10 protein-coding genes are annotated in these 13,074 nt (G+C 35.8%); all 10 read left to right on the top strand.

The features are described from left to right. The first annotated feature begins 77 nt into the window (after positions 1-77). Positions 78-1,258 (top strand): IS3 family transposase gene (locus tag H5126_RS07595; RefSeq protein WP_182758516.1). Its coding sequence is split into 2 segments (ribosomal slippage): positions 78-336 and positions 336-1,258, totalling 1,182 coding nucleotides; the frame shifts between segments, so codons are not numbered across the junction. 112 nt (positions 1,259-1,370) lie between these two features. Further along, a complete protein-coding gene (locus H5126_RS07590; RefSeq protein ID WP_182721479.1) occupies positions 1,371-2,159 on the top strand; it encodes a sulfotransferase family 2 domain-containing protein in 789 nt (262 codons plus the stop codon). A gap of 146 nt (positions 2,160-2,305) precedes the next feature. Continuing rightward, the gene (locus H5126_RS07585; RefSeq protein ID WP_259414101.1) at positions 2,306-3,373 is read left to right on the top strand and encodes an HAD family hydrolase; all 1,068 of its coding nucleotides are present in this window, start codon (positions 2,306-2,308) and stop codon (positions 3,371-3,373) included. Further along, complete coding sequence (locus tag H5126_RS07580; RefSeq protein WP_182721480.1) at positions 3,373-5,391, top strand: rhamnan synthesis F family protein; 2,019 nt, start codon at positions 3,373-3,375, stop codon at positions 5,389-5,391. The genes H5126_RS07585 and H5126_RS07580 overlap by 1 nt, the downstream gene beginning before the upstream one ends. An 8-nt stretch (positions 5,392-5,399) precedes the next feature. After that, the gene (locus tag H5126_RS07575) at positions 5,400-6,248 is read left to right on the top strand and encodes a hypothetical protein (protein WP_182721481.1); all 849 of its coding nucleotides are present in this window, start codon (positions 5,400-5,402) and stop codon (positions 6,246-6,248) included. 4 nt (positions 6,249-6,252) lie between these two features. Further along, positions 6,253-7,428, top strand: coding sequence for a DUF563 domain-containing protein (locus H5126_RS07570; RefSeq protein ID WP_182758514.1), 1,176 nt, complete (start codon positions 6,253-6,255; stop codon positions 7,426-7,428). A gap of 46 nt (positions 7,429-7,474) precedes the next feature. After that, the gene (locus H5126_RS07565; protein WP_182721483.1) at positions 7,475-8,452 is read left to right on the top strand and encodes a hypothetical protein; all 978 of its coding nucleotides are present in this window, start codon (positions 7,475-7,477) and stop codon (positions 8,450-8,452) included. 6 nt (positions 8,453-8,458) lie between these two features. Further along, positions 8,459-9,703 (top strand): glycosyltransferase family 2 protein, encoded by a 1,245-nt coding sequence (locus H5126_RS07560; protein WP_182758512.1) that lies wholly within the window; start codon positions 8,459-8,461, stop codon positions 9,701-9,703. A 145-nt stretch (positions 9,704-9,848) separates the two neighbouring features. Beyond that, the gene (locus tag H5126_RS07555) at positions 9,849-11,207 is read left to right on the top strand and encodes a hypothetical protein (RefSeq protein ID WP_182758510.1); all 1,359 of its coding nucleotides are present in this window, start codon (positions 9,849-9,851) and stop codon (positions 11,205-11,207) included. Then, on the top strand, positions 11,208-12,980 hold the full coding sequence (locus tag H5126_RS07550; RefSeq protein ID WP_182719924.1) for a glycosyltransferase: 1,773 nt from the start codon (positions 11,208-11,210) through the stop codon (positions 12,978-12,980). The last annotated feature ends 94 nt before the right edge of the window (positions 12,981-13,074 follow it).

Genomic DNA, 13,074 nt, shown 5'->3' with positions numbered 1-13,074 from the left:
TGTAGTGGTACAGTGATTTTAGCCACCCATTAAGAAAGAAATGTTATGCTGATAAGCATACAAATTTGGGTGAAAAAATGACGAAATTAAAACGCGCATCGTATTCTGCAGCAATAAAATTAGAAACAGCTCAGCTTGTAGTTGACCAAAGTTATACTCAAGAAGAAGCAGCCAATGCAATGGGGGTGGGTAAATCAACCGTCAGTAAGTGGGTTACTCAATTAAAGCAAGAGCGAAGTGGCCAGACACCATCTGCTTCGCCAATGACGCCCGAACAAATTGAAATCCGCGAACTTAAAAAGCAAATCCAACGCATCGAATTAGAAAAGGATATATTAAAAAAGGCTACCGCTCTCTTGATGTCCGACTCCCTGAACAATTCTCGTTAATTGAGAAACTAAATCAACGAGAGCGTTACCCAATTAGCGTGCTGTGTAACGTATTCAATGTGCATCGTAGCAGCTATAAATATTGGGCTATAAGGGATACAACGCCGACACCAGAACAAATAAGGCTAGAGGCTGAAGTTAGAGCAATACATGCAATGAGCGGCGGCTCAGCTGGGGCGCGGACAATCGCGGCAATAGCAACGAACAATGATTTTGAATTGAGTCGTTATCGTACTGCTAAGCTAATGGTTAAATTAAAGCTTGAAAGCTGCCAAGTACCTCAACATTCATATAAACGCGGCGGTAATGAGCACCTTGAAATTCCAAATCTGCTTGATAGACAATTTGATGTTGTTGAGCCAGATACCGTGTGGTGCGGTGATGTGACGTATATTTGGGTAGGTAATCGCTGGGCTTATTTAGCCGTTGTTATTGATTTATTTGCACGTAAAGTCGTTGGCTGGGCCATGTCGTTGTCGCCAGATACTAATTTAACGCTAAAAGCGCTTGAACTCGCGTATGAAAGCAGAGGAAAACCGACAGGACTGATGTTTCATTCAGACCAGGGTAGTCATTATACAAGTTTAAAATATCGCCAACGTTTATGGCGCTATAAAATCAAACAAAGTATGAGTAGGCGTGGAAACTGTTGGGATAATGCACCAATGGAGCGATTTTTTAGAAGCTTTAAAACGGAATGGATGCCAAAGGTTGGATATGGAAATTTTATAGATGCTAAATATAGCGTTAGTGATTATATCAACGGATATTACAACAACGTTAGGCCGCATCATTATAATGCCGGTTTAGCGCCAAATGAATCTGAGGTTAGATATCAAGATTCTAAAACTGTGGCCAAATTTTATTGACCACTACAGAGTTTGAAAAGCTTGGGAGAAGTTTATAAAATCCGTAAGTCTCAGCTTAAAGTTTACTCTCCTGTTATACCTTTGTACTTATCAAAAAGGAAAATAATTGTGTATGCTTAATTTCAGTGCAAACAGCTTTACTAATTTAAACCAGAATGGACAACATCAGTTTGGTATGAACTACGCTATGCAGGTGTTTAATAGTAACGCTATTTATAGTTTCATTCCCAAAAATGGTTGTTCTACATTACGACTATCTGTAGCAATTGCTAATGGAACCATTGATGGTATTGAGCAGGGTAATTGGATACACCAAAATAACCAAACGTTTAAGCCTACTTTAAAAGAAGCAGCGACTGCACACTATAAATTTGTTGTATTACGCTGCCCATTTAGACGTTTAGCAAGTGTGTTTTTAGATAAGTTTGTAGCTAAAGAACCTGACGCTTGGCAGTACCGCGATTTACTAAAGCGTGAGGTTAACCTTGATGATTTAACTTTTGAGCAATTTGTTAAGTCACTTGCTGTACCGCCTATGAAAGGCGCCAATATACATTGGAAACCACAAAGCTTATTTTTACTTTATAAAGAATACGATGACTACTTTGCACTTGAACATTTTGAAAAAGCGATAACTACACTAAAAGATAAAATAGATTTGGATGTAGTGGATGCTCGCAGTTTAACAGGGCACGGCACTGATAAATTTGAAATGCTAAATAATAGTGATTACAGTAAGACTTCTGCCTTTGACATTGCTGTTTTAAAGCGAGCAGGAAAATGTCCGAGCCACAAAGCGCTCTATAATGATGAATTAATCCAGCTGGTCAAAAAGCTCTACGCTGAGGATATTTCGCTTTATACAAAGCGTTGTAATCAGAGCGATCTTTTGTTCCCTTAATTATAAATTTAGTGGGTTGGCTAAAAGGTTTTTATATTAAAAAATGCCTCATGTATAAATATAAGAAGGCGTTAATAATATTTAAATGTTCTTTAGGATATTAAGCTTAATACGTATTTTATTCATCACAGGATGGTATTAATAAAATGGAAAGTTTTACAAAAAACCAAACATCAGCAGCGCGTTTTACAGCTTTTGGTTCAACCTTTATGGGGCCGACATTAAGTTTTTTTTCTCAACAGTTGGTTGAAAATACTACTCAAAATACACCTCTCTTTTTTTTAGCCAGGGAAGGTTACTGGCTAGAAAAAGCATTTAAACAGTATCTTTCAGGTAGTAATAAAAAGCAATATAGTTGTTATTTACTTGCCTCGCGCGCATTTTTATTTAAGTTACTCTTAGGCAACAGCCAAAGCTATGCATATTCACTCAAGGGCGATTTTAAAGGCTCCTTTTATGATTTAATGCGTACGCGTTTTTTATTAAGTAACACTGAAATAGAAGATATTTTTAGTAACGAAATTAGCAGCCGCCATGTTGAATTAGCGGCTGATAAAAAAAGCATTATAGAAGTGTTAGCCAACCATAAAAAAGCGATTGATAAAGTAATAGCCCCTACAAAGTGTGCTTATCTTGCTTATTTAGAGGCTATGGGAGTAAATAAACAGTCAACACTCCACTTAGTGGATTTAGGCTACTCAGGTACTATTCAGGCGTTACTTTCTATATTGCTAAACAAAGATACCTATGGCCACTATTTAATAGCGTCGAAACCTGGTGAGTATAGTGTTGATGATAATAAAGTAACTATGCGTGGGTATTTAAAAGAAGGTGTTAAAATTGGTGAAGGTTACTTACCGCTCGACCGCTCAATGTTTTTAGAATCACTGTTAACTGCACCTAATGGCCAGTTTAGAGATATTAAACTGAATACTTTTGATCAGTCTAAATTCGATTTTTACTACGGGCGAAAAGTTGCATCACAGCGTTATTTTTATGAACTTGAGCAAGTAATGGCTGGTGCGCTTAATTATTGTTTTCATACTGGTAAGCATCAATTAGTATTTACAAGCCATGAGTTAGAATTATTACTAAATAGCTATATGGGTAAACCAAATATGATCCCTAAATGCACGACGCACATTTTTGACATTGATGACGACGTTACAGGTAACGGTACCGTTAATGCCCTACAGTTTTTTGGTTTAGCATAATGATTAATAAAAAAACAATAAAAACACATATGCCTGTACTGTTTAACTTTGTAAAAAGTCAGCCGCAACTCCTTAAGTTAGCTCAGCGAGTTAATGCAAAATTACAGCACCGTGAGTATATAAAGTTAAATAATAATAAAAAAAGTTATAGCGATAAAGAAACGGCTTACTTACTTGAAAAAGCAAAAGCAGCAGGCTTTTTTGATTATGCTTGGTATAGCAATAAACAGCTTAGAACGTTTAGCTGTGAACTTGAAGCTTTTGAAGATTACTTACACAAAGGTAATTTTAGCGGTGTAAACCCAAGCCCTAACTTTGATACAGAGTTATATTATAAGTGTAATACGGACATTTACTTGCAGGGCGAGCATGCGCTAGTGCATTACTTAAATCATGGGCAGCAAGAAGGTCGCTTATCGCTTCCGGCTAATCAAAAGTGGTACCCACAAGCAATAAAAAGCACCGCTGATGGTGAGTCAACATCACTTAAATTAGCGATGTGTTTTCATGTGTTTTATGGCGAGTTTATTGATTACTACTGTGATGCTTTAGCTAAATTTACGCAGCCGGTCGATGTTTTTGTGAGTGTAGCTAGTGATGAGCTTGCTAAAAAAGCAATACACGATTTTAAAGCGTGTTCAAAGGTAAATAAGGTTTTAGTAAAGGTAGTGCCTAACCATGGGCGAAACTTTGGCCCTATGCTTGTTGAGTTTGCAAGTGAGTTACAAAAGTACGATTTGTTTTGCCATATGCATTCTAAAAAATCACTTTATTCTGGCCGTGCGCAAACCCAGTGGGCTGATTACTTGGGTGAGTACTTATTAAATGACCAGCACGTTATTAAGCAAGTGCTTAATCATTTTAACGATAATCCTAAAAGCGGCATATATTACCCCACTTCGTTTTGGATGATGCCTGATTGGGTAAACCACTGGCTTAAAAATAAACCCGCTGCGCAAAAGTTTACTAAAGAGTGGAATATTAAATTAAAAGATGATTTTTTAGCTTACCCTGCCGGCGGTATGTTTTGGGCAAGGCCTGAGGCGCTAAAGCAGCTTTTAAATAAAGAGTATAAGTACGATGATTTCCCTGGTGAGCCTTTACCTAACGATGGCTCACAGCTGCATGCGCTTGAGCGTATGCTTGGGCTACTTGTTGAAAAAAATGGCTACAAGCAGCTTTTTTACTATCCTAAAACAGGCCAACTTACACACGATACAAGCTATATTTTGGCGCAGTATGTTAATACTGCCGAAGGGCTTAAAAATCAGCTGAATAATTTTGAGCATATAAGCTTTGATGTATTTGATACTTTAGTAAGGCGTGAATACCACGCGCCAGATTACGCTAAGTTGTTATTAGGTAAAGCGTTGGTTGAAAGTGGTGTTGTAAGTAATGCGCATGAATTTGTTAAATCCCGTAATATCGCAGAGTTTGAGGTACGCAAAGCTAAAAACTTTATAGGTGATGTAAGTATTTTTGAAACGTACAGCTACTTAAGCGAGCAACTGGGCTGGAACAGTGAGCAAGCCCATAGTTACGCAGAGCAAGAGTTTGCTTATGACCTACACATGATTTTACCAAAAGATGAAATGGTTGATATTTTTAACGAGCTTATTTTAGCTGGCAAACAAGTAACAGTTGCATCAGATACCTATTATACAAAAGAACAAGTGGCACTTATGCTGGCTAAAGTAGGTATTAGTGTGGGCTTTGATTTACTGGTTTCGAGCGATTTAGGTAAACGCAAAGACAATGGCCAATTGTGGCAACATATAAAGCAAAGCCTACCCGAAGGGCAAAGTTTTATACATGTTGGCGACAATGCCGTGGCCGATGCACAAATACCAGGTGACTTTGGCTTACAAAATTTGCATATTCTTAATCCATTAGATAAATGGCATGCTGCAGGATGGGATAATCCATTTAGTGGTAGCAATGAATTAAACGAACAACATATTTTAAAATGGGGACCACTGATAAGTAGCTTTGGGCGCTTCCCGTTTTTAGGTGAATAGACAACTATATGAATATAAATTTAAATCAACCCAAAACAATAATATTTCACCCTGGTATAGGGAAAACAGCAACGAGTGCAATTCAAAATATTGGCTTTAAACTTTCTACTGATAACAATTTACAAGCATGCTTTTCGCCATTTGGTTTATTTGGTGGCGCGAGCAACTACTTTGCTTCTAACCACCCTGGTTTTTCGCTTGAGAATTACCAACAAAATTGGAAGTCGCTTTTAAGTTTTGCTAAAAACAGAGACAGTAGTACGGTTGTATCTAGTGAGTTTTTAATTAGGGATAACCCGCAGCATATTGCAAATATGCTTAATGAGGCAAAAAGCGAAGGTATTGAAGTAAAAGTTATAGTTGCGGTGAGAAATTACACTGATTACTTAATTTCTGCTTTTTTACAAGCCGTTAAAGTCAATTGGGGTATCCCTGACAACGAAGATATGTTTAAGTTTTGCGAAAGAGAATTGGCCCAAATAAGAATGCCATTATTAGTTGATAATTGGGCAAAACACATTGGCGATGAAAATGTATTTTTGATGGATTACGATAAAGATAAGCAAAATTTTGTAAGTCTATTTTTTAAAGTTATTGGCCTTAACATTGACGCTAGCAATAGCCTACAGAGTAAGGTTAATGAATCTATTCGGCTAGAAATTGCGCCTATGCTGCGACACTTTGACCGTGTAAGTAGCAATAAACAGCAGCGAGAAGAGCTTATAAAGTACCTAAATTCTTTAGACTACAAAGAGCAGCATGCTAAAAACGTAAAACAACGCATAGAAACTAAAGTGGTACGAAATGCTTTTACACACGATAAAGAGCGCCTTACAGCAAGGTATACGTGGATCTAAACCTATGAAAAACGATTATTGGGATCCTGTAAAAAAACGTATAAGCACACGGTTAGATTATAGCTTAGCGCTGAAAAATCATATTAACTTTATATGCGGAAGCGATATCTCTGAAACGCGTTTATATAACTCGCAGTTTACTAAATTTTCTCCAACTTACTGTATTGAAGAGAATCCACTTTTTTTACCCTACAAAGAAACACACCATATTCCTAAAAGCTATTTTTTTGAACACTGGGCTTATGACAAACATTTAAACCCAATTTTAATAGCTGACCATTACAAACCAGTATTAAAAGGCTACAAAGACCATTCTGAGTTGCCTGTTTATCCTTTCAAGGCCGCTTTTCCTAGTGAGCATATGAAAGGTAACTATTACTACATGGGCATGCTAAACCCTCATTATGGGCATTTTATTCAGGAGGGAGTCACGCGTTTTTGGCTTGCATTAAAAAAGCCTAGCTTAGTAAATAAAAATACTAAATTTGTATACCACGTATTTGAAAATTTTAATGAGCAGCAAAAAAATGCTTTTTTGAACTCTAATATGATGCAGTATTTAGCCGTGTTAGGTATAAACCGCGACAATATTGTTTTTATTAAAAAGCCAACAACGTTTGAGCATATAATTATTCCTGAGTCAGGTATTTCTATTAGTGATGGCAACTGCTACCTGACAGATGAAGCTCGTTTAGTTTGGTTACATTTAAATAAAATGATGGCAGGTTACGAGAATAAAAATAGCATTGTTAGTAACAAGCGAGTTTACTTGAGTCGACGTGCGGTAAAGGCGCCGATACAAGGCCGAATACTACTGAATGAGGATGAAGTTGAGTCTTACTTTCGCTCAATAGGGTTTGAAATTATAGTGCCCGAGGATCTTTCTCAAATTGATATGCAGAAGGCACTTTCAACCACCAATTTTATTGCTGGTAGTCCTGGCTCTGGTTTGCAAAATTCCTTTTTTATACCCAACCCTGCAAAAACTTTAGGCATTACTTGTTTACCGATTATGAAAATAAACCCTGGTATTAACCATCAAGTTAATACAGATTTAATATGTGGGCATAAAACATATGGCTACAACACTTCAACTAATAATATATTTCAAAAAAATAACTCCATTGAATGGAAAGTCTCTATTAATAATTTAGATAAATGCTTAGCGACTGTTTTATAGTATTTAATTTTTACGAATATAATTTATCGTTGCCGGAGACCAAGCAATGCGAGAGTTAACGTTACATATTGGGGCGCACAAAACCGGTACATCGACAGTTCAAAGCTGGATGTACAATAATCAGCGCTTTTTAAAAAAAAATAGTGTGACTCCATTTTTTATTGAAAATGGTAAAAGTGCAGTTCAAGTAAACCAAACTTATTATTTTGATCATTCAAAAATTAAGAATGGATCTGTTTTTATAAAAGAGCAGCTGGCTATAAATTTAAAAAAGTGTACCGGTAAACGTGTTGTAATGTCCTCAGAATGTTTTTCATGGATACATGATAAAGAGCAATTAGAGCAGTTTAAAGCCTCTTTGGGCGCGCACTTTTCTTCTATAAAAATCCTTATTTATATTAGGCGACAAGACCGACAAGCTTTGTCGCACTATCAGCAAAGAGCTAAGAGCTGGGAAGCAGAAGGGCATTATTTTAAAGGCGATAATAAAGCATTTCCTAGTTTAGACAAAAATGCTAATTCGTATTTAAATTACTATGATCATTTTGCCATGTGGGGAGATGTTTTTGGTGATGAAAATATTACCTTTAAGGTATTTGATAGGCTAGAGCTAAAAAATAATTGTGTAGTGAGTGACTTTCTTGATTTTTTAAAAGTTCCATTTTCTCAAAACGATATAAATGTGAATGACGCTAATGTAAGTTTGGGTATATTACATGTAAAAGTCGCTCACATTTTGCGCTCTATGGGCGTTAAGCGTAATGATGCTATTTTTCAAAAAATAATTAATGAACTAGGTGACTCATACGTGATGCGCCCTGCGCGCAGTACGGCTATCGATTTTTATTCTAATTTTAGAGCCTCTAATGTTGCGCTTAACCAACGGTTTAAAATAAGTAGTGAAAATGAAAGTATATTTTCAGAGTCTTTTGACTTTTATAACGAGAAAGCTTCTGATGAGTGGAATGAGGATTTAGCTAATCACGCTATAAAAACTATAATTAAAGTAATGTTAGATAAGTGAGCCATTATGAGTTTAAAAAAAGTCTCATCACTTTTTAAAAATACGCAACAAGAGGCTGCTATATGCAAAGATGTTGCTGTTATCGCTGTTATCAAAGATGAATCGGCCTATATTCATGAGTGGGTACACCATTATCAGTATTTCGGTTTTAAAAAAATTTATTTAGCTATAAATCGTACTACAGACAAAACTATAGAGGTTTTGGATCTAATAAGTTCAAAATATGACAATGTAGAATACTTTATTACTGACTGGATAGATAAAGACGCTGATAAAACCGGGATAAACCCAAATATGCAACGGCTATCTTTTAGTTTTTTAGCAAATGAGGCATTTAAAGACCCAAGTATTACTCATTGTTTAAGTGTGGATGCTGATGAGTTTTTTTATCCTACTTGCTTTAAAAAGGATATAAAACAGTTTGTTAACTCTTTTTATTTTGCTAGTAAATTGTCAATTCACTGGGCTTGTCAGGAGGTTGATGAAGAGGAGTTTTCAGCTCCTTTTGTTAACAAGGGTTATTATGTTACTCCCCAAGTAAAAACTATCATAACCCGGTGTACTTATGAAAATATGAGGAAGTTTACATTACATGTTCCTCTGCTCAAATCTAACTATAATGCCTCTCATATAGATGCTAGTGGAGATACCTTTGAAAAAGGTAAGCATAGAGAATTAGCTGCACCAAGCTTTAACATTAATCAAAATGCTTACATACTTCACCGAATGGTTCGTTCTGAGTGTGAATATTTAGCATTATTACTAAGGCAAAACCCTGAATCGACTTCGAGGGTTAAGAAAAACAGAGATGGCATAACTAAAAAGGCTAAATTATCATATCTTGATGTTCCTGAATCACACCTAAAAAGCTACCATGGTAGTTTGGATGAGTTTATAAAGTATTGTAATTTAGCTGGTATGCTAAATAAAATACGTGAAGACGTAAAAATTAGTGCTTTAGAAATTCTTGATATAACTGATGAGGAGTTATTAAAGGATGTGGATACTTATTATAAAGTTCTTAAAGGGACTTCGATTTTTTCCTCATTCCATAAAAGAATCAAGAGTATTGATTATCTAAATATAATCGATGAGCCTTTGATAAATAAATTTAGAGATATTGCAATATCCTTTGAGGGTGTTGACCTTAACGTATCCTTAGAACTTATGAGAATAGCATCTAGGTTTAGACCTGGTGGTAACCTGATTGCTCATAAAGTATCTCAGTATGAAGCACAAATTATTAATTAATTTAAATGCATTAATTTATATTTGCATAATTTTTTGTTAAGTGGCTAAGCAATACTTAAAGAGTTGCAGGCTTTATACAAAACAAGTTAGTACATAATTAAGTGGTAGTTGAAAGCACAGCTAAGTTACTACTTGGAATTTATTGATGACAATTAAAGTAATTATACATATAGGACCTCCTAAAACAGGTACGTCAGCAATACAGTTTTCATTACAACGAGACTCAAAACGGTTAGCTGAAAATGGCATTTATTACCCAAAGCATACCACTGATATAAATGGAATTAGCTCAGGAAATTTAAATAGTATTTATGAGAACACGTCAAGTGGTCGTGTAGTGAGCAATGCTAAGGTAGTGACCCTTTTGGCTGAGTGTAAAAAGCGTGGTTTGCATACATTGTTATTAAGCTCTGAGTTTTTTTTTGAAAGGGTTAGTGATATTACAGAGGTACTACCTGATGCACATTTTATTGCCTATATTCGAAATCCTTTAGATAGCTTTGAATCTTTGTATAATCAATCAGTAAAGCGACATCACAAAATAAGCCCTATTAAATCTCTTCCTAAGTTACCACAGCTTTACTTAAATAAACTGGATGAGCTAGTAAGTAAATTTGGGGTAGGTCGGTTTAGACTTCGTTCATATAGTAATAAGGCATTTGTTGGCGGAAATATTATTAATGATTTTTATAGTATTTTAAATATTGAGCCACCCATAATGGGAAAAGCTAATATTAATACCTCTTACTCTTTTGAGGCACTTGAGTTTAAACGCTGGATTAACCAGTTTTGCTCACCTGACTTAGCTTTGAAAGTAGATAAAATTTTGCAAACGTTTAAAAGCTCCTCAAATAGTTTTTCTCTTATAGACCCTGATAACTATGAGTTATACAGAAGTCATGCTATTGATGCCTTAGGTAGTTTTTGTTCTAAGTTTTCTGTTTATGGTTTTGAGAGTTTACTAAATGAAGTTAGCTCAACTGATCAAAAAGACTATAGAGAGCAAAATTTAGATGTATCAGAGTTTACTAAAGTGGCTGAGTATATTAATAATCAAGCGCCTGAGGTATATAAGTCTATTTGCTATGCACTTTATCTTTCAAGTTATCAGCCCTGTTTTAATGACAAGTATGGGCAAGTTTTTATTAAGAAGTATCAGCTTTCTGAAGTATCGGATAAATATATGTTCAAAACGAAGTCTTTAAATTTTATAAAGCGTTTATTTGGTAAAGCTATAGAGCCTGAACAACTACCAATTAATCAATCTGCACCTGATGATATAAATAGATTGAGGCTCAAACTTGGTTTAGCTGAGTCTATTTCTGATGTTGATATTCTAAAGGAATTAGCGTTTATAGCAGAGACGAACAAAGATATAGGTTTAGCATACTTATTTATGAAAAGGGCACAGAAGTTAAGGCCCAACGGTCCTTTAATTAATAGTAAGATAAAAATTTATGAGCGTGAAATTGATAGCTCTACAGTTAAGCGTGATGATTTCTAGGTGCAGTTAATTAGAAAAACATCAGTAAAAATAATCAAAGGTCTTTTAAGTATTTTGCCTCAGAGCTTTGTTGACAAAGTAAAGCAGAATCCCAAGCTGGTGGCTGCGTATAGTCGTAACTTGCATAAAAGTGGTTTGTTATATCAGCTACAAACACTTGATGAGCTTAAGCGCTCTTACGATGACTATATTAACGAGCACAATTGCTACCTTGCTAGGCAAGTTAAGCACTTTGCAGAAGTCACCAATAGTGATTGTTCGTTAATTGTATGCGTTGCCGATTATAGCCCTAGTAATTTATTGGCTACATTTAATAGTATTAATGAGCAGCATGCCGCATTTTTAAATGTAGTTGTATATTGTAAGGTAAATAATCGAGTTGAAATAAATGAATTTTTAGCGCTAAACAGCGTTTTAAATTTTAGAGTTGTTACAAGCCTAAGCGCTGAATGCTTACCCCGTGAGGTGGTTAATCCCCCATTCTTTTTTGTTAACGCTGGTGATGTATTGCACCCGTATTTAGGGTTTGTGTTAGCAACCGAGTTATCAAGCTCAGCTAAGCTTGCTTATGTTGATACCGACTCTTTAAACGCAAAGGATAAAAAAAGAGAGTTTGCCGATTTTAAACCCAGTTGGAATCCTGACTTACAGCTAACTAATGGCTATGTTAGCTCGGGTATTTGGGTTAAAAACTTAAATGACTTTAATGTTATAAAGCTACCCCTTAACGAGTTTATGTTAAGTGTATTTATGTGTACTAGTTATATAAACAACCCTAACATAAATGTTGAGCATATAGCTCAAGTGTTGCTTTCTCGCCCATCCAACTTACCTAAATTTAGTAATGCTACACATCAATTAAGTGCTTTATATGCGCCATTTGCGAGTGCCATTCCCTCTAATTTACCCAGTGTATATTTACGGTGGCATCTAAATACACAGCCGCTGGTGTCAATAATTATACCTACGCGTAACGGCTTGGATCTGGTAAAAGCGTGTGTTGAGTCAATATTAAGTAAAACAACTTATAGCAATTATGAAATATTACTTATTGATAATGGCTCTGATGACCCAAAGTGCCTTAAATATTTTAATGAGTTAAGCAAGCATTCAAAAATTAAGGTGTTTAATTACGCCGCCGAATTTAATTACTCGGCTATAAATAATTTTGCAGCTAAAAAAGCCTCGGGCGAGGTATTGGCATTAGTAAATAACGATATTGAAGTTATTGAACCTGATTGGCTGTTAAACATGGTTAGCCATGTTATGCGAGATGATATAGGTTGTGTGGGTGCAAAGCTTTTGTATTCAGATAATCGTATTCAGCACGCGGGAGTTGTATTGGGCTATGGTGGCGGTGCAGGGCATGGGCATAAGTACTTTCCTGATGATCATTTTGGTTATATGAATCGCTTAGTTGCTACTCAAAATTATAGTGCGGTAACTGCTGCGTGTTTACTTATAAAAGCAGATGATTTCTGGGCCGTTGGGGGCCTTAACGCTGAGAAGTTGGCCATTGCGTTTAACGATGTTGATTTATGTTTAAAAGTACTGCAGTTAGGTAGACGAAACTTATACTGTGCAGAAGCTATTTTGTACCATCATGAGTCTGTATCGCGCGGGCACGAAGATACGCCTGAAAAAGTGCGGCGCTTTAATGCTGAGCTTAATTATTTGCAAACTACGTGGTGTGATTTTATTGCTAACGACCCTGCATATAATCCTAATTTAACCCGTAGACGTGAAAATTTTGCGATTAAGCCTTTTAGGTAGTTAATAAAAAGTAAAACTAGCGTTATTATTCGTTATGTTTTTTTGTGTGCTTAATTAAAGTAAGCTAGAATTGCTTCTAGTTTGTAAATGACTG

This window comes from Pseudoalteromonas sp. SG45-3 (assembly GCF_014164075.1).
GTDB lineage: Bacteria > Pseudomonadota > Gammaproteobacteria > Enterobacterales > Alteromonadaceae > Pseudoalteromonas > Pseudoalteromonas distincta.
The sequence above is the reverse complement of the archived record's forward strand: the minus strand, read 5'-3'. Positions and strand labels throughout refer to the sequence as shown.

What these genes read in the sequence shown, in the direction of transcription:
- H5126_RS07590 (WP_182721479.1), top strand. Translation starts at nt 1,371, where the DNA reads ATGCTTAATTTCAGTGCAAACAGCTTTACTAATTTAAACCAGAATGGA.
- H5126_RS07585 (WP_259414101.1), top strand. Translation starts at nt 2,306, where the DNA reads ATGGAAAGTTTTACAAAAAACCAAACATCAGCAGCGCGTTTTACAGCT.
- H5126_RS07580 (WP_182721480.1), top strand. Translation starts at nt 3,373, where the DNA reads ATGATTAATAAAAAAACAATAAAAACACATATGCCTGTACTGTTTAAC.
- H5126_RS07575 (WP_182721481.1), top strand. Translation starts at nt 5,400, where the DNA reads ATGAATATAAATTTAAATCAACCCAAAACAATAATATTTCACCCTGGT.
- H5126_RS07570 (WP_182758514.1), top strand. Translation starts at nt 6,253, where the DNA reads ATGAAAAACGATTATTGGGATCCTGTAAAAAAACGTATAAGCACACGG.
- H5126_RS07565 (WP_182721483.1), top strand. Translation starts at nt 7,475, where the DNA reads ATGCGAGAGTTAACGTTACATATTGGGGCGCACAAAACCGGTACATCG.
- H5126_RS07560 (WP_182758512.1), top strand. Translation starts at nt 8,459, where the DNA reads ATGAGTTTAAAAAAAGTCTCATCACTTTTTAAAAATACGCAACAAGAG.
- H5126_RS07555 (WP_182758510.1), top strand. Translation starts at nt 9,849, where the DNA reads ATGACAATTAAAGTAATTATACATATAGGACCTCCTAAAACAGGTACG.